This is a genomic window from Streptococcus constellatus subsp. constellatus, from assembly GCF_023167545.1.
Lineage (GTDB): Bacteria > Bacillota > Bacilli > Lactobacillales > Streptococcaceae > Streptococcus > Streptococcus constellatus.
Map to the genome: position 1 here is coordinate 877588 of NZ_AP014647.1, position 24627 is coordinate 902214.

23 protein-coding genes and 1 pseudogene are annotated in these 24627 nt (G+C 37.9%); 1 reads left to right on the forward strand and 23 read right to left on the reverse strand.

The features are described from left to right. Positions 1 to 7: 7 nt before the first annotated feature. The 23 genes and pseudogenes from SCSC_RS04335 to fadE all read right to left on the reverse strand — a co-directional run bounded on the left by SCSC_RS04335 (position 8) and on the right by fadE (position 22939). Complete coding sequence (locus SCSC_RS04335; RefSeq protein ID WP_006269553.1) at positions 8 to 1051, reverse strand: dihydrolipoamide acetyltransferase; 1044 nt, start codon at positions 1049 to 1051, stop codon at positions 8 to 10. Positions 1052 to 1206: 155 nt separating this feature from the next. Further along, positions 1207 to 2199, reverse strand: coding sequence for an alpha-ketoacid dehydrogenase subunit beta (locus tag SCSC_RS04340; RefSeq protein ID WP_006269486.1), 993 nt, complete (start codon positions 2197 to 2199; stop codon positions 1207 to 1209). Positions 2200 to 2219: 20 nt separating this feature from the next. Next, positions 2220 to 3188 carry a thiamine pyrophosphate-dependent dehydrogenase E1 component subunit alpha gene (locus tag SCSC_RS04345; RefSeq protein ID WP_115342915.1) on the reverse strand — a complete coding sequence of 323 codons (969 nt, stop codon included), beginning with the start codon at positions 3186 to 3188 and terminating at the stop codon, positions 2220 to 2222. A gap of 161 nt (positions 3189 to 3349) precedes the next feature. Beyond that, the gene (locus SCSC_RS04350) at positions 3350 to 4510 is read right to left on the reverse strand and encodes an ATP-grasp domain-containing protein (RefSeq protein ID WP_006269479.1); all 1161 of its coding nucleotides are present in this window, start codon (positions 4508 to 4510) and stop codon (positions 3350 to 3352) included. A gap of 19 nt (positions 4511 to 4529) precedes the next feature. After that, positions 4530 to 5270 (reverse strand): esterase family protein, encoded by a 741-nt coding sequence (locus SCSC_RS04355; RefSeq protein ID WP_006269493.1) that lies wholly within the window; start codon positions 5268 to 5270, stop codon positions 4530 to 4532. A 34-nt stretch (positions 5271 to 5304) separates the two neighbouring features. Then, complete coding sequence (locus SCSC_RS04360; protein ID WP_006269503.1) at positions 5305 to 6129, reverse strand: alpha/beta hydrolase; 825 nt, start codon at positions 6127 to 6129, stop codon at positions 5305 to 5307. Between the two features lie 131 nt (positions 6130 to 6260). After that, complete coding sequence (gene trmFO / locus SCSC_RS04365; protein WP_006269568.1) at positions 6261 to 7595, reverse strand: methylenetetrahydrofolate--tRNA-(uracil(54)-C(5))-methyltransferase (FADH(2)-oxidizing) TrmFO; 1335 nt, start codon at positions 7593 to 7595, stop codon at positions 6261 to 6263. A 134-nt stretch (positions 7596 to 7729) separates the two neighbouring features. Further along, positions 7730 to 8227 (reverse strand): phosphoribosylanthranilate isomerase, encoded by a 498-nt coding sequence (locus tag SCSC_RS04370; protein ID WP_003069067.1) that lies wholly within the window; start codon positions 8225 to 8227, stop codon positions 7730 to 7732. 61 nt (positions 8228 to 8288) lie between these two features. Beyond that, the gene (gene topA, locus SCSC_RS04375; RefSeq protein WP_100207678.1) at positions 8289 to 10382 is read right to left on the reverse strand and encodes a type I DNA topoisomerase; all 2094 of its coding nucleotides are present in this window, start codon (positions 10380 to 10382) and stop codon (positions 8289 to 8291) included. Positions 10383 to 10467: 85 nt separating this feature from the next. After that, positions 10468 to 11310 (reverse strand): DNA-processing protein DprA, encoded by an 843-nt coding sequence (gene dprA / locus SCSC_RS04380; protein WP_006269575.1) that lies wholly within the window; start codon positions 11308 to 11310, stop codon positions 10468 to 10470. Between the two features lie 82 nt (positions 11311 to 11392). Next, positions 11393 to 11950 (reverse strand): sugar O-acetyltransferase, encoded by a 558-nt coding sequence (locus SCSC_RS04385; RefSeq protein WP_006269506.1) that lies wholly within the window; start codon positions 11948 to 11950, stop codon positions 11393 to 11395. A 65-nt stretch (positions 11951 to 12015) separates the two neighbouring features. Further along, a pseudogene (locus tag SCSC_RS04390) lies at positions 12016 to 12229 on the reverse strand (CAT RNA binding domain-containing protein); the annotation flags it as partial. Then, complete coding sequence (locus SCSC_RS04395) at positions 12226 to 13008, reverse strand: ribonuclease HII (RefSeq protein ID WP_006269488.1); 783 nt, start codon at positions 13006 to 13008, stop codon at positions 12226 to 12228. The gene SCSC_RS04395 and the pseudogene SCSC_RS04390, both read right to left, overlap by 4 nt. After that, a complete protein-coding gene (ylqF, locus tag SCSC_RS04400) occupies positions 12995 to 13846 on the reverse strand; it encodes a ribosome biogenesis GTPase YlqF (RefSeq protein WP_006269502.1) in 852 nt (283 codons plus the stop codon). The genes SCSC_RS04395 and ylqF overlap by 14 nt, the downstream gene beginning before the upstream one ends. Positions 13847 to 13965: 119 nt before the next feature. Continuing rightward, positions 13966 to 14883: an MBL fold metallo-hydrolase gene (locus SCSC_RS04405; protein ID WP_006269577.1), complete on the reverse strand. Its 918-nt coding sequence runs from the start codon at positions 14881 to 14883 to the stop codon at positions 13966 to 13968. 3 nt (positions 14884 to 14886) lie between these two features. Beyond that, complete coding sequence (locus tag SCSC_RS04410) at positions 14887 to 15999, reverse strand: acyl-CoA dehydrogenase family protein (protein ID WP_006269540.1); 1113 nt, start codon at positions 15997 to 15999, stop codon at positions 14887 to 14889. Positions 16000 to 16021: 22 nt separating this feature from the next. Then, positions 16022 to 16930 (reverse strand): LysR family transcriptional regulator, encoded by a 909-nt coding sequence (locus SCSC_RS04415; protein ID WP_006269593.1) that lies wholly within the window; start codon positions 16928 to 16930, stop codon positions 16022 to 16024. A 190-nt stretch (positions 16931 to 17120) separates the two neighbouring features. Further along, a complete protein-coding gene (locus SCSC_RS04420; protein WP_003069053.1) occupies positions 17121 to 17774 on the reverse strand; it encodes a 3-oxoacid CoA-transferase subunit B in 654 nt (217 codons plus the stop codon). 1 nt (position 17775) lies between these two features. Next, positions 17776 to 18498: a CoA transferase subunit A gene (locus tag SCSC_RS04425; RefSeq protein WP_003069052.1), complete on the reverse strand. Its 723-nt coding sequence runs from the start codon at positions 18496 to 18498 to the stop codon at positions 17776 to 17778. A 17-nt stretch (positions 18499 to 18515) separates the two neighbouring features. After that, on the reverse strand, positions 18516 to 19295 hold the full coding sequence (locus tag SCSC_RS04430) for an enoyl-CoA hydratase/isomerase family protein (protein ID WP_006269504.1): 780 nt from the start codon (positions 19293 to 19295) through the stop codon (positions 18516 to 18518). 299 nt (positions 19296 to 19594) lie between these two features. Then, positions 19595 to 20773: an acetyl-CoA C-acetyltransferase gene (locus tag SCSC_RS04435; RefSeq protein WP_003069049.1), complete on the reverse strand. Its 1179-nt coding sequence runs from the start codon at positions 20771 to 20773 to the stop codon at positions 19595 to 19597. Between the two features lie 17 nt (positions 20774 to 20790). Beyond that, positions 20791 to 21639 (reverse strand): 3-hydroxybutyryl-CoA dehydrogenase, encoded by an 849-nt coding sequence (locus tag SCSC_RS04440; RefSeq protein ID WP_006269489.1) that lies wholly within the window; start codon positions 21637 to 21639, stop codon positions 20791 to 20793. A gap of 91 nt (positions 21640 to 21730) precedes the next feature. Beyond that, entirely contained in the window at positions 21731 to 22939 is a 1209-nt protein-coding gene (fadE, locus tag SCSC_RS04445; RefSeq protein ID WP_006269555.1) for an acyl-CoA dehydrogenase FadE, read from the reverse strand. Between the two features lie 346 nt (positions 22940 to 23285). On the opposite strand from fadE, the gene SCSC_RS04450 reads away from it, so the two are divergent. Beyond that, on the forward strand, positions 23286 to 24602 hold the full coding sequence (locus SCSC_RS04450) for an FAD-containing oxidoreductase (RefSeq protein WP_006269582.1): 1317 nt from the start codon (positions 23286 to 23288) through the stop codon (positions 24600 to 24602). Positions 24603 to 24627 lie beyond the last annotated feature (25 nt).

Below are 24627 nucleotides of genomic sequence, written 5' to 3' on the forward strand. Positions count from 1 at the left end.
CTTTCTCTTATACCAACATTGAAATTGGGTCTTCAATCAGTTCTTTTAGGTCTTTCATGAATTTAGCACCTGCCATACCGTCCACGACTCGGTGGTCAATGGTTAATCCAAGACTCATAATTGGTCGAATCACAATTTCTCCGTTTACTACGACTGGTTTTTCAATGGTTGAGCTAACTCCCAAAATCGCAGAGTTAGGCTGATTGATAATCGGGCCAAAGGATTGGACACCAAACATGCCCAGATTGCTGATGGTGAAGGTAGAATTTTGCAGCTCGCTCGGTGCCAGCTTGCCATCCAGGGTCCGGCCGATGATATCCTTGAAGGCCACAACTAGCTCAGACAGACTCATCTTCTCAGCGTTGTAGACTACAGGTGTCATGAGACCATTATCCATACCGACAGCCATGGCCAGATTGACATAGTTGTGGGTGATGATGGTCTTGCCGTCCTCGGTCAGGGAGGAATTGAGATAAGGGTGCTTCATCAGGGTCTTAACCACAGCCAACGACAGCAAATCTGTGACCGTCACCTTCTTGCCGGTCGCTTCCATGATTGGATCTATAACCTTCTTGCGTAGGGCCAGCATTTCCGTCATATCCACATCATAGTTGAGGGTAAAGGTCGGCGCCGTCAGATAGGAATCCACCATCCGTTGGGCGATAACCTTGCGCATCGGTGTCATTGGAATACGCTCAATCTCACCGTAAGGCGTGATATTATCTGGTACTTCTTCAACCTTTTCAATAACAGCCGGCGACTTGATGCTGTCACTTTCGACATTTTCAGGCAGGAAGGCCAGGACATCCTTCTTCATAATCTTGCCGCGGTGCCCAGTTCCCTGAATCTCATTCCAGGCGATATTGTGCTCCTCGGCAATGCGCTTGGCCAGCGGTGAAATCCGAACCGCATGGGTATCTTGATAGGTTTCCACGTCTTCCTTGTGGACGCGACCGTTTGAGCCTGAACCGGAAACATCGTAAAGATTGATTCCCAGATCGTCTGCCAGCTTTCTAGCTGCAGGGGTCGCTCTTAATTTTTTGTCATCCATGATCTCTCTCATTCTTAAATAATTCATTGGTCGAGGCAACATTTGCCCTTATTTTTGTTTTTATTCTAGTAATATTAGCAAAAATCAGATTTTTATTCTCAGTTATTTATACATAATTTAAATTACGTAAATGTTAATCATTGTTTATCTACACCTTACTCTTTATGATAAGTCTTACGGATAGTGTCTTTGATGGATTCTACTGTCGGAATCATGGCATTTTCAAGATTTTGAGCATAAGGCATCGGCACGTCTTCTCCAGCACAGCGACGAATCGGTGCATCCAGATAGTCAAAGGCTTCAGACTCAGATATAATAGCCGAAATTTCTCCGATATAGCCGCTGGTCTTATGGGCATCGTTGACCAGAACGACTTTTCCTGTTTTTTTAACTGAGTTAATAATAATATCTTTATCAAGTGGTACCAAGGTACGAGGATCGACTACTTCTACTGAAATGCCTTCTTCTGTCAATTCTTCAGCTGCTTGCATAACTCTGCGGAGCATTTTTCCATAAGTCACAACTGTTACGTCCATTCCTTCTTTTTTGATGTCACCAACACCGAGAGGGATTGTATAATCAGGGTCAAGTGGAACTTCGCCTTTTTGGTTGAATTCTGATTTATACTCAAGGATAATAACAGGATTGTTGTCGCGAATTGAAGATTTCAACAATCCCTTCATATCTGCGGGAGTTCCAGGTGCTACGACTTTGAGACCGGGAATATGGGTAAACCAAGATTCTAAAGATTGCGAGTGTTGAGCAGCTGATCCGACACCATTTCCAGCTGCGCAACGAATTGTTAGCGGAACTTGTCCTTTACCACCAAACATATAACGTGTTTTAGCAGCCTGGTTGACAATCGCATCCATGGCAATGACAGAAAAGTCCATGAAAGTCATATCTACAATAGGACGAAGGCCTGTCATGGCAGCTCCTGCTGCAGCTCCTGAAATAGCTGCTTCAGAAATTGGACAATCACGTACTCGTTCTGGACCGAATTCTTCTAACATTCCGACGGATGTTCCGAAATCTCCTCCGAAAATGCCGACATCTTCTCCCATTAACAACACATTTTCATCAAGACGCATTTCCTCAGACATGGCAAGGATAATGGTGTCACGGAAAGACATTGTTTTTGTTTCCATTATTGTTCAATCTCCTCTCTTTAATCTGCATAAATATCTTCAAAAGCTGATTCAAGCGGTGGGAATGGACTTTCTGCCGCGAATTTTACAGATGCTTCTACTGCTTCTTTAACCTCTGCTTGAATAGCCTCTAACTCTTCATCGCTTGCAATCTGATTTGCGAGTAAATATTTACGAAGATTTTCGATTGGATCTTTTTTCTTCCATTCTTCTACTTCTTCACGAGTACGGTATTTACCTGGGTCAGAAGATGAATGTCCCAACCAACGATAGGTCACACTCTCAATTAAGACAGGTCCTTTACCACTGCGAACATGCTCTACAGCTTTTTGGAAACCTTCATAGACATCCAAAACATTATTGCCATCTTCGATGAACATACCTGGAACGCCATAAGCTGCGCTGCGCTCGTGAATATGCTCTATATTGGTCATTTTCTTAATATCCGCAGAAATACCATAGCCATTATTGATACAATAGAAAATCACTGGCAAATTCCAAATAGAGGCCATATTAACCGCTTCATGAAAAACACCTTCGTTCGTTGCTCCGTCACCAAAGAAACAGACAACGATCTTTCCTGTATGATGCATTTGCTGAGTAAGGGCTGCACCGACTGCGATTCCTATACCTCCGCCAACAATACCATTTGCTCCTAAATTTCCAGCATCCAAATCAGCAATGTGCATGGAGCCACCTTTTCCTTTGCAGGTTCCATTGTATTTGCCCATGATTTCTGCCATCATGCCATTCAGGTCAATTCCTTTAGCAATCGCCTGACCATGCCCACGATGGTTAGATGTAATCAAATCATCAGGATTGAGGGCCAACATAGCTCCAACGCTTGCTGCTTCTTCTCCAACTGAAAAGTGAGTCATACCTGGAACTTTCCCCTTTTTCACGAGTTGAGCAATTTTTAGGTCCATCCGACGAATTTCTTCCATCTTCCGAAACATCTCTAACAAGAGATTTTTATCTAACATTGCCATATTTTTTACCTTTCTAAACTTGGTTTCTACAATCACATTCTAACCAATCCTAAAAAAACTGTCAAAATTTATGCTTGCAGAATTTCACAAAGAAAAATCAGCTAACCTTGCTGGCAAGCTGATTTGAATTGACAAAATAAAAATTTCACAAATAGATTTTTCTACTTTTTTCCAAAATCTTCTATCATTTGATTGATTTCTGAACGATTTGGTGTTGTTAAGATATAATGAATATCTCCTTGTAAATCAGCAAAAGCCTGTGGCATAATTTTTACTGCTTTTAACTTATCACCGTATTTTTCACGCAACTCTTCTTCTGAATATACATAATTTGAGGTTGAACGACGAGCAGTCACCAAGCCATATTGTGTTTCTACTTGAGACTGTGGGAAAGGTTCACCGTTTACAACAGCTGCATATCCACGATAAAGGTCAATGGAATGAGCAAAGTTATACAAATCAATAGTGAAAGCGCCCGCTGGACGATTATTGTATTCTATGGCGATATAATCATCTCCATTATGGAAAAATTCAATATGGAAGAAACGTTCTTTCATGCCGAACGTTTTAATGATAGCTTCCCCATATTGACGTAATTTAGGATCCATATCTTTTATAATATAGTATGAGTTTTCGTAATGATTTAATATTAAATCTAAAGGAGTATAAGCATAGTCGAAAGTTGTTGAAAACACAATATTTCCCTTTGAATCTAGTAGCCCGTCAAATGTACAAATTTGTCCAGAATCAACAAATTTTTCAAAGAAATAAACGGTTTGCTTATCCCATTCTTGCCTAAACTGTTCAACATCTTCACTGCTTTCAAGTTTATAAGTTCCCGCTGCGCCAACTCCATTATCTGGTTTCACAATCAATGGAAGACCAATTTTACTTACCGCCATGTCAACTGCCTGCAAGGTTTTTACAATTTGACCAGGAACGACAGGAACTCCGGCCTTTTTAAAAAGTTTCTTCATTTCAGATTTGAATTTTGTCTTTTTCAAGTCTTTTGGTTTTGGTCCTACAACATTGAACTGTTCACGCAATTTTGCATCTTGATCTAACCAATATTCATTGTGTGACTCAATGCGGTCAATTGGTCCGTGCTTGTAAAAAAGGAAGGCTACAGCACGTTTCACTTCATCAAGATTTTCTAAATTTTCCACACGAAAATATTCTGTTAAAGCATTTTTCAACGGTTGATCTAGTTGATCATAAGGTTCCTGCCCGATGCCCAAAACAGTAATTCCTTTATTTGCAAGTTCAACAGTAAATTGTTGAAAATTTTGCGGATAATAAGGTGAAATAACGATATAGTTCATAATAGTGTTTCCTTTCTAATCATAGGTTTAATTGATTGAGAAAATAAGGCATTTGCTTGCGCCACCAAATCCAGTCATGCGAAACATCATATCCCCATTCAGCAAACCATGCCGGAATGTTCTTATGTTCAAAGGCTTCTTTTAAGGTGTAGAAAGAAGGTAGTCCGTCCTGTTCCCATGCACCAAGTCCTGTACAGACAATAATATCAGCATTGCGACAGCGATCAATAAACCAGCCATCATTTTGATTCCAAATATAATCTGCCGGTGAATTTTGATAAATTATTTCATCCTCTAAACAATCACCAACAAAATAGCGCGCATCATAAACTCCGCTCAGTGCAATGACTTTATTGAAGACATCGGGGTGCTGGAGAAAGAAATTAACAGCGTGATAGGCTCCCATGGAACAACCTGTCGTCATCATTGGATCAAACCAACCTGTTTTATGCTTGATAAAAGGAATGGCTTCCTCAATGACATAGCGCTCATAGGCTCGGTGCATTTCTGCTCGGTCGTGAGGAGATTTCCAATCAGCCAGCCAGCTTTCACTATCTACACTACTCAAAGTGAAAAATTGGATTTTTCCTGTTTCGATAAACCATGAGCAAGCCTCAATCATACTAAAATCTGCATATTCATTATGACTGCCTCCTGATGAAGCAAAAACGATTACAGGCATTCCAGCGTGTCCATAACGATTCACACACATTTCACGGCTTAAATTACCGCTCCAATGACTTAAAAATTCAACATGCATATAAATTCTCTTCTCATATTCTTAATTGATTTATTTACCATTTTTCACTAAAGAAGCGAAGGCAATCAGGTAAATGCTCAGCCCAAGCCATTTCATTGTGTTCTGCACCGGCTTGGATATAAAACAATAGATTTTCCAAATCTAAACCACCTGCAATTAACTGACGAAAGTAGGTTAATGACGAATCAATATAAGCTTGCTTGATATTGCCAGCCATCAAGGTTTTATCTGTATCATCTGCTTCTTCTGTTCCAACATAAATATAAATATGCTGATCTGCTAATAAGTTATGACGTTCTATATAACGATTGAATGCTTCTTGGTGCAGCCAGTTCGCAGATGAGAAAACCCCCAAGCAACCGATTTGCTCTTGGTATTCAATTCCCATAAACTGCGTAATATTTCCACCCAAAGAAGAACCAACCATGCCCGTGTGTGCTCGGTCTGACTTAGTACGATAATGCTCGTCAACAAAGGGTTTGACAACTTCCATGACAAACTCAGCATACTCTGTCCCTTTGCCTCCAAATTCTATACCTGGAATAGTTGACTCTTGGTATTTCCAAGCAGAATACTCATTCATTCGATTAAAACCGTCGTTGTCAATAGCTACCACAATCATTTTTTCAATGTCCGGATTTCGCTTAATTGTTGGAATAATCTTCCAAGAATGACCGCTAAAAGACTCCTTACTATAAAGGACATTTTGACCGTCATGAAAATAAACTACAGGATAAGATTTCTTAGTATTTTGCTCATAATTTCTAGGAAGGAGCACCCGAACACGACGCTTTTGTTTAGTATAAGGTACTTCTAATTCATGTGTTCTAACTTCAAGGTAAAAATAGGAATGGTTCATTATCAGAAAACTTTCTATTTTCAAAATTTTTATCTATTATATCATAAAATATGCAAAAAAGTTAGGAATTCCTAACTTTTTTAATACTTTTACAACTTATCGTCATTATTTCCATTTTTTCAGAAAGAAAATTAGAGATTTTGATAGCTTTCGATAGCTTGTAGAGCTCGTTTTGCTATTTTTTCATAGCGTTCTTTCTTGTCTCGAATTCGAGGACCGTCCAATTCTTTGATAATTCCAAAGTTGATATTCATCGGCTGGAAATGTTTGCTGTCAGCGTGCGTGATATAATGAGGTAAGCTTCCAATAGCAGTTGTTTCTGGAAAGATCACAGCTTCTGCTCTATTGAAAAGACGAACTGCATTGATACTAGCTACGAGTCCAGATGCAGCGGATTCCACATATCCCTCTACACCAGTCATCTGACCCGCAAAGAAGATATTCTGTTGTTTTTTAGACTGAAAAGTTTGAGTCAGAAGATTCGGTGAATCCATGTAAGAATTACGGTGCATCACGCCATAGCGAACAAACTCTGCATTTTCCAAACCTGGAATCATCCGAAAAACGCGCTTCTGTTCGCCCCATTTAAGATGTGTCTGAAATCCAACGATATTATAAAGGCTCCCAGCTGCATTGTCTTGACGAAGCTGAACGACTGCGTATGGCGTCTTAAATTCTCCATCACGAGGACCTTGATAGTCATCTGGGTATTCCAAGCCGACCGGTTTCATAGGACCGTAGAGCATGGTTTTTATCCCTCTCTTAGCCATCACCTCAATCGGCATGCAGCCTTCAAAATATTTTTCTTTTTCAAAAGCATTGAGAGGCGCTTCCTCAGCATTGATTAAAGCATCGTGAAAAGCTATAAATTCACTTTTAGTCATGGGAGCATTTAGATAAGCAGCTTCTCCCTTGTCATAGCGAGACTTGAGATAAACTTTTTCCATATCAATCGTATTGACATCTACAATTGGTGCTGCAGCATCATAAAAGTAAAATCCAATTCCACCATTTAGCGCATGGATTTTTTTGGCAAGTGCATCACTTGTCAAAGGACCTGTCGCAATAACAGTAATCGTATCGTCAGGGATTTCTGTTATTTCCTCACGAATAACCTCAATGAAAGGATGATTATTTAGCTCATCGGTGACTGATTTTGAAAAGCTCTCTCTATCAACCGCTAACGCTCCTCCGGCCGGTACACGCGTAGCTTCTGCTGCTCGCATAATGATTGAATCCAAACGGCGCATTTCTTCTTTTAGCAGACCAACTGCGTTTGTCAGTGAATCTCCCCGCAGAGAATTAGAACAGACTAGTTCTGCAAAATCACTAGTCTTATGCTGAGGAGTGGATTTCATTCCGCGCATTTCGTACAGTTTAACAGGAATACCGCGTTTAGCAATCTGATAAGCTGCTTCGCTGCCAGCCAGACCAGCTCCTATGACATTGATGTAAGATTGAGACATACAACGAATACCTCTTTGGGAGGGTTACTCCCACAAATCTTTCTAATTATTCTTTATCATTATAACAAAAAAAGCCTCTACTGACGAGTGAGACTTTCTAGAGAAAATTAATAAAAAAATGATTGGTCATGTATCTATTTCTTTAACATTTTTTCCAGATAAGCAATTTTAACAAAATCCTTATCATTATTTTGGTCATTTCGATAGGAATCTTGCGAAGATGCTGTGTAAATCCTAAGATATTGTTCAGCATCAGGAAGAAAATAAATTACCCCTGCTGTTTCATGTTTTACCAATTCATCTAAAGGAATCCCAGCAAAGTTTTCCAAAGTATTCATGCTACCAAACTCAACCGATAGATTTCCTTTTTGAAATTCGTGCTCGTGCAAATCTACTAATTGGTAGCCAAGCCGGTTCATAATCGTTTCAATCTTTTTAAAATCATAAATTCGTACCTCATCAGGTGCGTCCCATCCCCTAGGATCTCCTGGAACATGGATATCAATATCTCGTGCTTGCCAGTCTTGACCAGTTACCTGTTCAAGACCTAGCGAGCCCATAAGAAAAGGAATAATTCCGATTTTATTTAATTCCTCGGAAATTTTTAAAAACTCATGAAACTTCTCTTTCATATAATCTCCTTTTGTGGATGCGAAAATTATTTGCATAAGTTAAATTATGTAAAATATTGAATTATTTTACTTTTTCTTCTTCGTAATCCCCGTTGCTGCAGACAACTTGTTTGCCACCACCGCGAACTTTCTTTTCTACAAGATACTGACCGCATTTCGGACAAGAGCGACCAACCGGTTTATCCCAAGAGGTGAAGTCACAATCTGGATAGCGATTGCAACCATAAAAAAGCCGATTGCGCTTGGTTTTGCGCTCAATGATTTGTCCTTGATGACATTTAGGACACTCTACGCCTATTTCTTTGACAATTGCTTGGGTGTGACGACAATCGGGGAAGTTGCTACAAGCATAGAATTTACCATAACGTCCTAACTTGATAACCATAGGACTTCCACAAACTTCACAATCAAAACCAGCCGGTTCGTCTTTAATTTGAATTTTCTCCATTTCAGTTTCTGCTTTAGAAACTTCTTTTTCAAATGGTTTATAAAATTCGTCAATGACCTTTTTCCACTGCTCTTTTCCGACTTCTACATCATCCAATTTGGCTTCCATATCAGCGGTAAACTTCACATTGACAATATCTGGGAAGAATTCAACAATCAATGAATTCACAATTTCTCCCAATTCGGTTGGTTCAAAGCGTTTGGAAACTAATTTTACATAGTAGCGTTTTTGAATAGTTTCAATCGTTGGTGCATAAGTTGATGGACGCCCAACGCCATTCTCCTCCAAGGTCTTAATTAAAGTTGCTTCTGAATAACGTGCTGGTGGTTGAGTAAAATGCTGCTCAGGATTGGTGTTGATACACTTAACCAAATCACCTTTTTTCATGTCTGGCAGCATTTTGTTTTTATCAGAGTCGTTATAAATAGCTAGATAACCATCAAATTTAACCTGACTACCATTTGCAGCAAATTGAACACCATTTTGCTCTAACTTCACACTCATCGTGTCAAATACCGCAGCAGTCATTTGACTCGCCACGAAACGATTCCAAATCAACGTATACAATTTCAATTGATCTTTATCTAGATATTTTGCGATATTGTCAGGTGTATTAAATACACTTGACGGACGAATCGCTTCATGAGCATCTTGTGCGCCAGAAGTATTTCGGACTCTACTGCCATGTTTAGAATATTTTTCGCCAAAACGATCTGTAATGAAAGTTGCAGCTTCGTTTTGAGCTACTGGGCTAATACGAGTAGAATCTGTACGCATATAGGTAATCAAACCTTGCACACCAGAACCGATATTGATTCCTTCGTAGAGTTGTTGAGCGACCATCATAGTTTTGCGAGTTCGGAAATTGATTTTATTAGCAGCGTCTTGCTGCATAGATGATGTAGTATAAGGTAACGGAGCATGACGCTTGCGTTCCTTTTTCTCAACACTTTCCACGGTAAATTCATCATTCTTGATTTGAGAAAGAACATTTTTGACATCATCGTTGATAGCAAGTTTCATTTTCTTGCCATTTATACCATAAAAGCTTGCTTGAAATTGCCGAGCACCTTTCTTGAACGTTCCATCAATCGTCCAATATTCTTCTGGCTTAAAAGCATTAATTTCGTTTTCACGATCAATGATGAGCTTCAAAGCAACAGATTGCACACGTCCAGCAGATAATCCTTTTTTGACCTTTTTCCAGAGAATTGGAGAGATAGAGTACCCCACAATACGGTCAAGGACACGACGCGCTTGTTGAGCATCTACCAAATCCATGTCAATCTGGCGCGGTTCTTTAAAAGCATTTTTTACTGCATCTTTCGTGATTTCGTTGAAAACAACACGATTTTTATCTGTCTCGTCTAGATTTAAGATATGAGCCAAATGCCAAGAAATAGCTTCTCCTTCACGGTCCGGGTCACTTGCAAGATAAACTTGTTTAGCCTTTTTAGCTTCTTTTTTCAAATCATTGATAAGAGGCCCTTTCCCGCGAATATTGATATATTCTGGCTCATAGTTGTTTTCAAAATCAACGGACATCGTAGACTTTTTCAAATCTCGAATATGACCTACGCTGGCTAAAACCTTGTAGTTCCGTCCTAAATATTTTTCAATTGTTTTTGCCTTAGCTGGCGACTCTACAATCACCAGATTTTTTTTAGCTGTTATTTTTTTCTTTGTTTTTGTTGCCAATCTAAACACCTTCTAAAAGTAATAAACCTCATAGAGTTTAAACTATTTTTTTCAAGATGTCAACTAGTAGCATTCTCTTATAGGAGAACTTGTTTTAAAATTGGAATTCAGAAAGTACGTCAGCCCCTGATGCGATGCATTTTGCTCCTTCCTGAATCAAATGATGACAGCCATCACTTCTTCCATCTAAAATTGACCCTGGAATAGCAAATACATCTCGCCCTTCTTCCATTGCTCGCTCACAAGTAATAAGGCTGCCTGAGCGCATTTTGGCTTCAGCAACAATAACCCCTCTACACAATCCTGCTATAATCCGATTACGCTCTGGAAAATGAAATTTTAATGGCTCTGCTTCAGGACCATATTCACTAAGTACTAGATGATGTTCTCCCAAATACGATTGGAGTTTTTTATTCGCCCTTGGATAAAAAACGTCTAGACCCGTTCCGATAACTGCAATTGTTCGACCACCATTTTGCAATGCTGCCATGTGAGCTGAGGTATCAATTCCGCGTGCTAAACCACTCACGATAACCAATTCATTGTTTAGCTCTTTAATAATCTTTTGAACGGATTGACTGCCTACTCGGCTACTATTCCGACTTCCTACAACAGCTACTTTAGGTAATTTTAGTAAATCCAAATTACCTTTATAAAAAAGAAGAACGGGTGGATTATAAATTTCACTCAAATCCCAAGGATATACATCTTCCAAGATAGAAAAAGATGGGAATTTCTCAAATTCTTGACGTAATAAATCATCATCTAATTGTAAATATTTTTCAATAAAAAGAGCAGGATTACGACATTCGGAGACAACTGCCATATCTTTGACTGACAATTCTTTTTCGCGAATTTCTGCGTATTCCAATACATTGATGACTTGTTGGTTGGTCAAACCAGCTGTTTTTAGTTTATAAATATCAAAATTATCCATTTTATCATTCCTTTTACTTTCATTAATATCTTTCAAAGATACTATTCGTAAAAGAAATGAAAAAACGAGAAATTCCCGTTTTTTACATTTTATCTAATTCTTTAATAATCCGAGCTGGGTTTCCTGCTAAAACAACATTATCACCATAAGATTTAGTGACAACTGATCCCGCACCAACGACAACATTGTTACCTAATGTTACTCCTGGTAAAATCGTTACACCACCACCTGCCCAGAAATTATCCCCAATAGTTATCGGTGCACCATACTCTACACCTGATATGCGTTCTTGTGCATCTAAGGGATGGATAGGAGTCAGAAGTTGACAATTCGGCCCAAACAATGCATTTTTTCCAATTGTAATCGGGCAGACATCAAGCATGGTCATGTTCCAATTAGAGTAGAAATTCTCACCTAAATGTATATTGATACCATAATCGCAAACAAAATTTGGCTTCATAGAAATACTTTCACCAGTAGAACCAAGCCATTCTTTTACTAAATCACTTCTTCTTTTGTCATCTCGTTCTGCGTTAAATGTGTATTGAAATTTGCGAGAACGAGATACAAGCTTGCGTAATTCTGGATCTTGAGGATTGTATAATTGTCCCGCTATCATTTTTTCATATTCAGTTTCCATTGATTTTCCTTTTCATTCTTGATAAATAAATGGTTAAATACATTTGTTCATCTATGCGCATAACTAATTTCATCAGCCATTTCAATGATATTAGAAGGCAATTCCAATAACAGGTCACGCTTGTTTTTCTGATAAAACATATTTTTTCTCAATTAGGTTGTCCTGAATGTCATCTCCCGCCTTACAACCAAAGGCTAACCCACGTCCCATTAGAACTACTTCTTGGTGATTTTCTTCAGAAATGACTACATTATTGTTTAAAACCTTGCTAATAATCATTTTTGATCCTCTGCCTTTTTAATCATAGATTTAATTGGTTCAAAGGTTTTCCGGTGGATAGGAGTAATTCCTCTACGTTTCAATCCTTCTAAATGATGCTGAGTTCCATAACCAACATTGTGTGCAAAGTCATAACCTGGATAAGTTAAGTCATAATCTGTCATCATGCGATCCCTAGTCACTTTTGCTACGATTGAAGCAGCCGCAATGGAGAGTGAATTAGCATCTCCTTTGATGATAGATGTCTGTGGTATTTGAAGATCTAGCTTCATGGCATCAATCAGAAGATGTTGTGGAGTAATTTTAAGATTTCTAACTGCTTCTATCATAGCCAACTTCGTTGCTTCATAGATATTCACTTCATCAATAACTTGATTATCCTTGATACCAATACCAATTGCAACCGCTTGCTTTAGCACTTCTTGATAGATTGTTTCATGTTTTTTCTTAGAAATTTTCTTGCTATCGTTGAGACCTTTTATTTTAGAGTCTTTAGGTAAAATAACTGCCGCAGCCACAACAGGACCGGCCAAAGGACCACGACCAACTTCATCAATGCCGGCAATCCATTCTATACCCTGTGCATAAAAATCTTTTTCATAGCATAGCATTTTTTCCAATCGAGCGTCTTCTTCATACTCGTCTTGAATTGCTTTGCGACGCTTAACAACCAATTTCTTTACCCCAGTCCGCTCATCATGAGCCAGCGCTTTAAAAAATGGATCATCCAAACCAGTAACTTGTTCCAACTGTTTCTGAATTTCTTTAATCGTTGCCATTCAAGTCTCCCAGCATATCCAATGTATATCGCCCTACTTTTCCGTCACGAATCTCTTTGATAAAAAGCTGATAAAACCGGTCATAATTATCGCGAAATCCTAATTTCTGTGTCATATCCATAATTATTTCCGGTGCTTCTTCTTTCAAGTCTATTTGCTTGAACCGTTCTCGAAGCTCTTTTGGATAATGTTCTTTAAAATAATTGATTCCGAAAATAGTAACTTCATCCATTGGGAGCAAATCGTCTTTAATTGCTCCTGTTAAAGCGAGTTTTAAAGCTACTTTTTCATCCTCAAACTTAGGCCAGAGAATCCCTGGAGTATCTAAAATTTCCAAGTCCTTATTAGACTTGAGCCACTGCTGCCCCTTGGTAACACCTGGTTTATTTCCAGTCACAGCGATTTTTTTCCCAGCTAAACGGTTCATCAGGGTTGATTTACCAGCGTTCGGGATGCCGATAATCATAGTCCGCAATGTTTCAATTTGGATCCCACGTTCTTTTTGCCGAGCAATTTTTTCTTTCATTAATGACTTAGCTGCTTCTGTGACTTTTTTAACAGTTGATTGTTCTTTAGAATTGATTGCCAAGGTCTTGATACCTTGACTTTCAAAATATCTTCGCCACTCTTTCGTCACATCAGAATCAGCTAAATCCGCCTTATTTAAAATAAGAAGCTTGGGCTTATCACTCACGATTTTAGTTAGCATAGGATTTTGACTAGATAATGGCAAACGCGCATCTACTAAAATTGTCACAAAATCCACAAATTTGATATTTTCTTGTACTTGTCTCCGAGCTTTTGACATGTGTCCTGGAAACCATTGAATTGTTACCATGAAAACCCTCTTTCTTACAGTATTCTAACATTTTCATTATATCAGAATTTTAAATAATCCGCATTGATAAATAGAGTCATAAAAAAAGCCTTTCAAAAATAAAAGGCGATTTTTAAATTTTAATGATATAAAGCAGGTTTTCTATCTTGCTTATCGGTAAATAGAAGTCTTGGTTCACGAATCCGCTTTACATAATCAACAATTTCTTTTCCTTCATGGTCAAATTCTGCAACAGCAAAAAATTGATCATGATAAAAGAAAAATTTATAATGATTTTCAAATGCTTCCTTGAGCCATTTTTCTTTTGCAATAATAGAACGCATAGGATAGTCATCTACAGCAGCAACCCAAACAGGCTTACGATGCGCGTGGGTTAAGAGCAAATCTGCCATATGGATCATCGTTTCCTTTCCCTGTTTCAGTAAAATAATACTATGACCATTGCTATGCCCGCCAGTATGAACTAGTTGAATTTCTGGAATGATATTTAAATATTCAGTGAATGTCTCGACTTGATGCTGAATCGGCTCCCAATTTTCTCTGAGATAGGTTCCTCGCGTTCGATTGTTTGGATTCATCATTTCATACCATTCAATATCATTGACAAAAATCTTAGCCTTGGGAAAGGTTGAAACCAATTGATTGTTTTCATCTAATTTCGTTAAACCGCCAGAGTGATCGTGGTGCATGTGAGTCATCAACACATGAGAAATATCTTTTGGTGTCAACCCTAAGGTTTCTAAGCTTTCCTCAATTCTGCTTTCGGATAAAATTCCTAGATTTCGTCTCTGTTTATCCGAAAGTTTAGCAGTATTAAAACTTGCATCAATTAAATAGTTTTTGTCCTTGTATTGAATCAATATGGGATCTGTCAATTCAACCATCATATTTTCTTTAGTTGTTGGATAATAGCGTGACCAAACAACTTTTGGTACAGGGCCAAAGAGAGTGCCTGCATCCGTCATTTTATCAGCACCACGTAACCAAATTAGTTTCATGTCTCCAAATTGATATTCTTGTAGAGTGAGTTTTGCCATTTCTTACTCCTTTAGCCATCTTTCAGCAATTTCTCGTCTAATAGAATTTCCAGACCTACCATAATTTTCAATAATCTCAGCATCCTTTAAGTAACGTCTGATATTAATTTTATCAAATTTTTGAAAAGGCCCGATAAGTCTAATAATTTCATCGGATATTTCAATTGCAACTTTAGTTGTGTATAATTTTATGCGAGAAACAAATTTTGCGTCTTCTTCTATCTGACTAGGATAGGAGTCAAAATAAGCTTCTGCCGAGCATAGTTTATTATACAAATCAGCAAACTTATGTTGGTGAACCTCGACATCAATCAAGCGCTTACCAAATTCTCTTTTCACTTTTGCAAATTCAAGTCCTTTCTTAAAAGCTCCCTCAGCAATCCCTAACGCAATAGCACTTAAACCAAGTTGCATATTCTTGATAATGTTAGCAAATTGTACATCTCCAAGCAATTCACCTCCCAGTAAAGCATGTTTTGGGAGTAAGACATTTTCTAAAGTAACTGAACTCAAAGGGAGACCGATTAACCCTGGCTTTTCAATTTGTTCACCAATCAGAACATCTGAATCATTCGGATCGACAATAAAGAGTCCGTACGTCTCTTCCTTACTTTGTTCTTTTACTTTTGCCAAAATTAATAATATATCTGCAACACTGCTATTAGAAATCATGGCTTTTTTCCCTGATAGATACCAGCCCTGCTCAGTTTTTGTTGCATAGGTTTCTAGGTCTTCCAGTCCATTTAAGTGCTTATATTCACAAAATCCCAGCCCTGCTATGCAGTTGCCTTTCAGTAATTTTTCAAGATATAACTCCTTTTGCTCTGCTGTCCCAAAATTTAAAATAGAATAGATGCCATAGCAGCCTTGGGTTAATAAAATAGCTGAAAGAGCAGCAAATTCATTAGCAATTTTTCGGATAAATGTGATGAAATCAGAGCTCAATGTATGATTTTTTTCAGATAAAATGGGCGAAAATATCTTCATATCATTCGCTAAATTATCCCATATCTCTCTTGGGAAATCATTTGACTCATCATATTCTCTTACATAGTTTCTAATTGCTGTATTTACATATGAATCAAGCATTGTTGCTGTAGTGCTATTTTTTGACATTGATTCTCTCCTTTATTAAGTATCAAGGCTCTGAAATAGGCTGATAATAATCTTTTAAAAGTTCTTCATAAACATATGCTTCAACTTCGTTATAATTTGTTTTATAAGGTCTGCAGAACCAAATATTAAATGGTATCGGATCTTTAAAACGGACAACTTTAAATTTATCTTTATCTACAAAGTACTCTACTGGACGAGGTAAAATAGCAATCATATCGTTCTCATACGTGGACTCTGTTAAAAAGTCCCACGTTGATGATAAATAGGTAAAATTCGTTTTTATTTTTTTGTTTTTTAATTTCTCTGTTATCAATTCATAAGTGGTAAATGATTTATTAAAGGTTGCCAAATCATAAGCAGCGATGTCTTTCCATTCTAAAAATTCTTTATCCGCTAAAGGATGATTTTTGTCCATGTAAGCCGCATATTCATCGACTTGGATAATATATTGCTCATATTTTTTTGTATCCAAACTAGTTGGTTCAATCAATAAAACAAAATTCAAATCGCCTTCGATAAATTTTTGACGTAAATCCTTGCTTCCACCTTCTACAACTTGAATATTGATGTGTGGATTATCCTTTAAAAATTTGGGGAGCACACTGGCAAAGTAAACGCGTAAAATCAAAGAAGGAATACCTAAACTAATGGTACCTTTTTGTTTCTGGGCTTCTCTATGAATCATGGACTGCATTTCTTCGTAACGATTAACAATTTCAGTTGCAAAACGATAAATTTTCCCACCAGCTTCTGTCAGACTTTCTAGCCTTCCGTTTCTACGATTAAAAAGCTGAAGTCCTTCAGCGGTTTCGAAATTTGTGACAAATTGACTCAAAGCAGATTGACTAATATGAATTTTTTTAGCAGCAATTGAAAGATTACATCCACATTCAACGATATTAATAAAATACGTCATTTGAATAATATCCATGTTCGTCGTCTCCTATCTTCAATATTTTTGTGATGTAATTTGTCAAGAATAAAATAGCAACCAATCATTTTGAATACAGATGATTAGTTGCTAATAGTTCGATTAAAAACTTATCATCGATAAAGTTCTTTATAAGCATATAGTAACACATTTTATAGCAAACAGTAGTTCTATTTGCTTGATATTTTAACTAGATAGACATTGTTTTTAAATCTTCCGACACAATTACGTCACCAGCTGTTTTTTCAAGGACTTCTTCCAGAGTGACGCCGGGTGCTAATTCTTTTAGCAGGAATTTACCATCTTGAAAGCCAAATACCGCTAGTTCTGTGATGACTAAATCCAAAACTCCTTTAGCTGATAGAGGCAATGTGCACTCTTTCAGCAATTTTGACTGTCCATCAACAGTTGTATGTTGGATGGCAGCGATAACTTTTTTAGCACCAACGAGAAGATCCATAGCCCCTCCCATTCCTGGCGCGAATTTGTCAGGAATAATCCAGTTTGCAATACTGCCATCTTGGCTGACTTCTAGCGCTCCTAAAACTGTCGCATCAACATGACCTCCACGAATAATAGCGAAAGAAGTTTGAAGATCAAATAAAGACGCTCCTGGTAAAAGAGTAATGGGGGCTCCACCAGAGTTGGCCAGATTCGCATTGTAGTTTTCTTTTGTCGGTGTCTCACCAAAACGAAGTGCCCCATTTTCTGCTTGAAGAATCACATTCACACCTTCAGGAATGTAATCAGCAGAAGCGTTCGGAATCCCAAAACCAAGGTTGATGACATCTCCATCCTTAAATTCAAGTGCGATACGTCTTGCAATAATTTCTTTTGGTTTCATATTACACTACCCCTGCAAATTTTTTTGTCTCCGTCCAGAGGTCCCCCATCATTTCATGATGTTCTTCAGCAGTCAAACTTTTAACAACATAATCTACAAGGATTCCTGGAATGTATATATCGTTGGGATCGATTTCACCAACTTCAACAATGTCATTAGTTTCGACAATGACTGTATCAGCTGCAAGCGCTAGCTGCAATGAAATATTTTTAGTTGTACCGTCAATATATAAATTACCATATTTGTCTGACTTGGTAGCTTTAATCAAAGCAACATCGATTTTCAAAGGATCATAAACCAGATATTCTCTGCCATTACGGACTACTTTTTCATAGTCATTTTCCAAAATAGTACCTACACCAGTAGGAGTCAAGACAGCTCCTAAACCGGCTCCAGCAGCGTGAAGTCGTTCCACCACAGTTCCCATTGGTGTGAACTCAACTTCCATATCACCGCTAAAATATTCATGTTGCACTGCTGCAGAAGTTCCCACATGAGCAGCGATGTATTTTTTTACTTGGTGGTTTTCGCATAAACGACCAACACCAACTTCTTTACCGGGTTGTGAAGTCACCACCGATACTATTGTTAAGTTTTGTTGATTTTGTCGAATCAGCTCTTCAATGAGTTCAAATGGTTCACCTACCCCAAGAAAGCCTGAGATGCCAACCATATCGCCAGATTTAATCTTAGAAATTGCTTCTGGTAATGTTACAATGTGCATACCACTACCTCCACCTACTATTTGCGATTAAAAACAGCTTTGCGCTTTTCTACAAAAGCATGCATCCCTTCTACTTTATCCTCTGTAGAGAACAACAATGCTTCTGCTTCAGTTTCGAGCCTAATAGCATTTTTAAGTGGAAGTTCTGAGCCAACCTGAATAACATGTTTAGCTTTCTCTACTGCTAACGGTGCATTCTTCATAATTGCAGCAGCCAATTCTTCAGCTGAAGTTAACAGTTCTTCAGCTGAAACCAACTTGTTAAGAATTCCTAGTTCGTAGGCTTCTTGACCTTTCACTGTACGAGCAGTGAAAATCAATTCTTTCGTACGGCTTGTTCCAATCAAACGAGACATACGTTGAGTACCAGCGAATCCCGGAATAATGCCCAAGCCAACTTCTGGAAAGCCAACAACTGTCTTTTCAAATCCAATACGGATATCTGTCGAAAGTGCTAATTCCATTCCTCCTCCAAGTGCATACCCATTGAGCACTGCAATTGTTGGTTGACGTAAGTCAGAAAGTCGAGTAAAAGTATTGTTTGCAAATGTCATATATTCAAAAGCTTGAATTGGCGACATCACGTCCATTTCTTTAATATCAGCTCCAGCTACAAATGCCTTTTCTCCTACCCCTGTTACAATCACAACACGGATTTCTTCACTTTGTTCAACTTGATCAAGAACATCATTCAGATCAGTTAATACTTGAGAACTCAAAGCATTTAATGCTTCAGGACGATTAATCGTAATGTAGCCGATGCTGTTTTTTACTTCTAGTAAAACAGTTTTACTCATTTTAATGCTCCTACTTATAAAATTTGAAATATTAAGTACAGTGTCAACAAATACTTGAACCCAAAATGTAAGAGCTTACAATGCTATGATATCCCATTTTTCCATTCTCGTCTACTTAATCTTAATTTATAACTCTATAAGTTTAACTTATAGAGTTATAAAAAATACTAAGACTTTTTGATTTTCAAAATAAAAAAACAAATTCTACTAAGAATCATTTAACATAAACGTCTTAGATGGAATTTGTTTTACAGAGTAAAAAAATCAAATGGTAAATTAAATTTAGTAGGTAATTATTTTTAACGTTCTACAATAACTGCTGTGCCCATTCCTCCTCCGATACAAAGAGTTGCAAGACCACGTTTAGCATCGCGTTTTTCCATTTCATGCAACAAAGTAACTAGAATACGGCAGCCTGATGCTCCAATTGGATGACCAAGTGCAATGGCACCACCGTTTACGTTTACTTTTTCCGGATCAAGATTTAACTCCTTACCAACAGCACATGCTTGCGATGCAAATGCTTCATTGGATTCAATCAAATCAAGATCTTCAGTTGTAAAGCCACCTTTTTCAAGTGCTTTACGAGAAGCATAAATTGGTCCGCAACCCATGATTTTCGGATCTAATCCTGCACTTGCATAGGATTTTATGGTTGCTAAAACAGGAATGCCTAGCTCTTTCGCTTTTTCTGAACTCATGACAACAACTGCTGCCGCTCCATCGTTGATACCAGAAGCATTACCAGCTGTGACCGTTCCGCCTTCTTTAAAGACAGGGCGTAATTTAGCCAAACCTTCTAGTGAGGCATCTTTTCTTGGAAATTCATCCGTATCAAAAACAATTGGCTCACCTTTTCTCTGTGGAATAATCACTGGAACGATTTCTTCTTTGAAACGTCCAGCTTCAATAGCTGCCACAGCACGTTGTTGTGACTGAACAGCAAAAGCATCTTGGACTTCACGAGAAATATCATACTGTTCAGCAACATTTTCAGCTGTGATTCCCATATGGAAATCACCAAAAGCGTCAGTCAGACCGTCGCGTAACATAGTGTCAATCACTTTTGTATCTCCCATACGAGAGCCCCAACGCTGACCTTGAAGAACGTATGGTGCCTGACTCATATTTTCTGCACCACCTGCTACAATAATATCTGCATCTCCACATAAAATTGCTTGGGCAGCTAATTGAACTGTTTTCAGTCCTGAACCACATACCTTATTCACTGTAAAGGCTGGAGAAGAGACTGGAATACCCGCATTGACACTCATTTGACGTGCTACATTTTGCCCTAGTCCTGCTGCCAACACATTTCCCATAATCACTTCATCAATTTGTTCTGCTTTCAAATGTGCTCGTTCAATCGCACTTTTAATAACCAAACTTCCCAAATCAACAGCTGAAATATTTTTCAAACTTCCACCAAAAGAACCTAATGGTGTACGAACTGCTGATACAATCACTGCTTCTTTCATTTCTTGCTCCTTATATCTTAATATTTAAAGAAACCTTCCTTTGTCTTACGACCCAGTTTACCAGCTTCAACCATTTTTTTCAACAATGGAGCAGGACGATATTTTGGATCACCAAATCCATTATTCAATACACCCATAATAGCTAAGCAAACATCCAAACCAATCAAATCAGCTAAAGCCAATGGTCCAATAGGATGGTTAGCACCGAGTTTCATAGCTTCATCAATTTCTTCAGCTGTTGCAACCCCTTCTCCGAGAATGAAAATCGCTTCATTAATCATCGGAATCAACACACGGTTCACCACAAAACCATAAGAATCTTTAACACCAACTGCTGTTTTACCGATTTTTTCAGTTAATTCACGAACAGCTTTAACGACTTCTTCTGACGTTTGAAGTGCTTTGATTACTTCGACCAATTTCATAACAGGAGCAGGATTAAAGAAGTGCATTCCAATGACTCGTTCTTGATGTACTGTTGCTGCAGCAATATCTGTGATAGACAAAGATGAGGTATTTGAAGCTAAAATAGTTTCTGGAGATGTCAATTCATCTAATTGTTTAAAAATACTCAACTTAATATCTCTATTTTCAGTAGCTGCTTCAATAACTAACTGAACATTTTTAGCATCCTCATATGAAGTTGATGGAATCAGCTTACTCAAAATACTATTTTTATCATCTTCTGAAAGACGACCTTTTTCAACGGAGCGTGTTAGTTGCTTAGTGATATTTCCGATGCCTCTTTCAACGAATTCTTCTTTAATATCATTCAAATACACCGTAAAGCCTGATTGCGCAAAAACTTGAGCAATACCACTTCCCATTTGACCTGATCCAATGATCATTACGTTTGAAATATTCAATTTTTTCTCCTATCTAGTACGTTACAAAATTTAAAGCGAAAGAATAGGAACGATTGAATGATATACACCCCTCAATCGCTCCTTTTCGTCATTATACAAATGCACCTAAGCCAGTGATTTCACGACCAACAATCAAAGCGTTGACTTCATGAGAACCTTCATAAGTGTAAACTGCCTCAGCGTCTGCAAAGAAGCGTGCAACGTCTGTTTCAAGAGTAATTCCATCGCCTCCACATGTTTCACGAGCAAGAGCCACCGTTTCACGCATGACAAGTGAATTGTGCATTTTAGCAAGAGCAGAATTTAACATCAATTCATTACCCGCTTCTTGCATTTCAGCGATACGAACTGAATAAGCGATTGCTGCCACAGCGTTTGCTTGCATTCTAGCCAATTTTTCTTGAATAATTTGGAATTTAGCAATAGGACGTTTGAATTGTTGACGATTTGTAGCGTATTTCAAGGCTGCATTAAATGATCCGCAAGTTATCCCCATAGCGATATGAGCCACATCAGCACGAGTAAATGTAAGAATACGAGCTACATCTGCAAATCCATTGATATTTACTAAACGGTCTGAATCTGGAACTTCAACATTTGTCATGGTAATATGACCATTTCGAACACACCGAAGTGCAATTTTATGTTGGATGACTTCTACATCGTAACCAGGAGCTCCCTTACGAACGATAAAGCATTTAACCTTACCATCCGCAACATCGCGAGCAAATACTGGGATAATATCTGCTGTATCTGAACCACCAATCCAACGTTTTTCACCATTAAGAATCCATTTATCTCCAACACGTTCAGCAGTTGTTGCGAGTCCACCTGCAATGTCTGAACCCGAAAGTGGCTCTGTCAAAGCAAAACATCCTTGCCAATCAAATGCTGCTAATTTAGGAAGAAATTCTTTTTGTTGGCGTTCATCACCACCGAGCAAGATTGTATTATAGCAAAGTCCGCCATGAACAGTATAGAATGTAGCCATTGATGTATCAAAACGAGCCAATTCCAAGTAAAGGAATGCGATATAAAGTTCTGATGGTTTGTAGCTGCCTTCACGTCCCTCAAACAATTTAGGATTGTTCATAATTTGTGCACCCTTGGCAACTGTGTAAAATTGTTCAAATGGAAAATCAGGTTTTTCCCAATGTTCATTGATAACAGGACGAAGATGTTTTTCAATCAAACGACGAGTTTCTTGCAAAACTTCTGCTTCTCCTAATGTCAAACCATCTGCATAATGGAAAAGATCTTCAGGATATAGTTCACGTAAAATTTCTTCTTTGGTTGCCATAGTATGGACTCCTTTGTAATAGTATGATAAGAGCGCTTTCATTTTAAGGCTCAGTATTTGTTGACGCTTTCATTTTATATCGAACACGCTATAATGTCTACTTAAGATAAATTAAACTTCCCATAAGCTAGTGTTATACATGCTGATTTTAGTGGATTTTCAAAGGTTAAAATCTAAATTTTCCAAATAAAAAAATTTTCAGATTCTAAAAATTTCTTTATAAAATTCAAGAATTTTATAAAGATTTTTTCCACTACATGTAGCGGCCAGATCAATTTTACGGAGCAAAATACAGGCAATTTCAGAATAGATGTGCTACAATATTTGTAAAAAACGGAGGAAAATCATGTTAATATATGATCTAATTGTCATTGGTTTTGGTAAAGCTGGAAAAACATTAGCAGCCAAAATGGCAATGCAAGGAAAAAAGGTTGCTTTGATTGAACGCAGTAAAGCTATGTACGGCGGAACTTGCATCAATATCGCTTGTATTCCAACCAAAACCTTACTAGTAGCTGCAGAAAAAGGATTATCTTTTGAAGAAGTAATGACTGAGAAAAATGCGGTTACTAGCAGACTCAATGGGAAAAATTACGCAACTATTAGTGGTGCTGGAGTCGATATTATTGATGCAGAAGCTCATTTTCTATCCAATAAGGTAATTGAAATTGTCTCAGGTAACCAAAAACAAGAATTAACAGCTGAAAATATCGTCATCAATACAGGTGCTATCTCTAACATTCTACCAATCCCAGGACTTACTACATCAAAAAATGTTTATGATTCAACAGGTATTCAAAACCTTGATAGACTACCTAAAAGTCTTGGAATTCTTGGCGGTGGGAATATCGGTCTTGAATTTGCTGGTTTGTTCAATAAATTAGGAAGCAAGGTCACTGTTCTTGATGCTGCCGATACCTTTCTACCACGTGTAGAACCTTCTATCGCTGCCATGGCCAAACAATACATGGAAGAAGATGGCATTGAAATTCTTCAAAATGTCTTTACTCAAGAAGTTAAAAATGATGGTGACGAGGTGATTGTCGTTACTAAAAATAAAAGTTTTCATTTTGATGCGTTGCTTTATGCTACCGGTCGCAAGCCAAATATTGAACCATTAAAGCTAGAAAATACAGATATTCAAATAACAGATCGTGGTGCTATCCAAGTTGATAAGCATTGTCAAACTAGTGTTTCTGGCGTTTTTGCTGTTGGAGATGTCAACGGTGGATTGCAATTCACCTATGTCTCATTAGATGATTTCCGTATAGTTTTTAGTTATTTAGCAGGTGACGGCTCATACACACTTGATGATCGTAAAAATGTACCGACTACCATGTTCATCGCTCCACCACTCGCTCAAATTGGTCTAACTGAAGCACAAGCTAAAGAACAAGGATTGCCTTATGCAACTAAAGAAATTCCAGTTTCAGCTATGCCACGTGGACATGTCAATGCTGACCTCAGAGGAGCATTCAAAGCAGTTGTAAACACAGAAACTAAAGAAATTCTTGGCGCTACTATCTTCTCACAAGGAGCTCAAGAAATTATTAACATTCTAACTGTAGCTATGGACAACAACATACCATATACTTATTTCACAAAACAAATCTTTACTCATCCAACCCTAGCTGAAAACCTTAACGACTTGTTTGCGATTTAGTGATGGTAATTGAGTTGTCATCAAA

What these genes read in the sequence shown, in the direction of transcription:
- SCSC_RS04350 (WP_006269479.1), bottom strand. Translation starts at nt 4,510, where the DNA reads ATGAACTATATCGTTATTTCACCTTATTATCCGCAAAATTTTCAACAA.
- SCSC_RS04370 (WP_003069067.1), bottom strand. Translation starts at nt 8,227, where the DNA reads ATGAAAGAGAAGTTTCATGAGTTTTTAAAAATTTCCGAGGAATTAAAT.
- SCSC_RS04425 (WP_003069052.1), bottom strand. Translation starts at nt 18,498, where the DNA reads ATGCACATTGTAACATTACCAGAAGCAATTTCTAAGATTAAATCTGGC.
- SCSC_RS04420 (WP_003069053.1), bottom strand. Translation starts at nt 17,774, where the DNA reads ATGAAACCAAAAGAAATTATTGCAAGACGTATCGCACTTGAATTTAAG.
- fadE (WP_006269555.1), bottom strand. Translation starts at nt 22,939, where the DNA reads ATGGCAACCAAAGAAGAAATTTTACGTGAACTATATCCTGAAGATCTT.
- SCSC_RS04345 (WP_115342915.1), bottom strand. Translation starts at nt 3,188, where the DNA reads ATGGCAATGTTAGATAAAAATCTCTTGTTAGAGATGTTTCGGAAGATG.
- SCSC_RS04395 (WP_006269488.1), bottom strand. Translation starts at nt 13,008, where the DNA reads ATGGCAACGATTAAAGAAATTCAGAAACAGTTGGAACAAGTTACTGGT.
- SCSC_RS04435 (WP_003069049.1), bottom strand. Translation starts at nt 20,773, where the DNA reads ATGAAAGAAGCAGTGATTGTATCAGCAGTTCGTACACCATTAGGTTCT.
- SCSC_RS04340 (WP_006269486.1), bottom strand. Translation starts at nt 2,199, where the DNA reads ATGGAAACAAAAACAATGTCTTTCCGTGACACCATTATCCTTGCCATG.
- SCSC_RS04430 (WP_006269504.1), bottom strand. Translation starts at nt 19,295, where the DNA reads ATGAGTAAAACTGTTTTACTAGAAGTAAAAAACAGCATCGGCTACATT.
- SCSC_RS04360 (WP_006269503.1), bottom strand. Translation starts at nt 6,129, where the DNA reads ATGAACCATTCCTATTTTTACCTTGAAGTTAGAACACATGAATTAGAA.
- SCSC_RS04335 (WP_006269553.1), bottom strand. Translation starts at nt 1,051, where the DNA reads ATGGATGACAAAAAATTAAGAGCGACCCCTGCAGCTAGAAAGCTGGCA.
- SCSC_RS04450 (WP_006269582.1), top strand. Translation starts at nt 23,286, where the DNA reads ATGTTAATATATGATCTAATTGTCATTGGTTTTGGTAAAGCTGGAAAA.
- dprA (WP_006269575.1), bottom strand. Translation starts at nt 11,310, where the DNA reads ATGGATAATTTTGATATTTATAAACTAAAAACAGCTGGTTTGACCAAC.
- SCSC_RS04415 (WP_006269593.1), bottom strand. Translation starts at nt 16,930, where the DNA reads ATGGATATTATTCAAATGACGTATTTTATTAATATCGTTGAATGTGGA.
- SCSC_RS04410 (WP_006269540.1), bottom strand. Translation starts at nt 15,999, where the DNA reads ATGTCAAAAAATAGCACTACAGCAACAATGCTTGATTCATATGTAAAT.
- ylqF (WP_006269502.1), bottom strand. Translation starts at nt 13,846, where the DNA reads ATGGTAACAATTCAATGGTTTCCAGGACACATGTCAAAAGCTCGGAGA.
- SCSC_RS04405 (WP_006269577.1), bottom strand. Translation starts at nt 14,883, where the DNA reads ATGGCAAAACTCACTCTACAAGAATATCAATTTGGAGACATGAAACTA.
- SCSC_RS04355 (WP_006269493.1), bottom strand. Translation starts at nt 5,270, where the DNA reads ATGCATGTTGAATTTTTAAGTCATTGGAGCGGTAATTTAAGCCGTGAA.
- trmFO (WP_006269568.1), bottom strand. Translation starts at nt 7,595, where the DNA reads ATGTCTCAATCTTACATCAATGTCATAGGAGCTGGTCTGGCTGGCAGC.
- SCSC_RS04385 (WP_006269506.1), bottom strand. Translation starts at nt 11,950, where the DNA reads ATGGAAACTGAATATGAAAAAATGATAGCGGGACAATTATACAATCCT.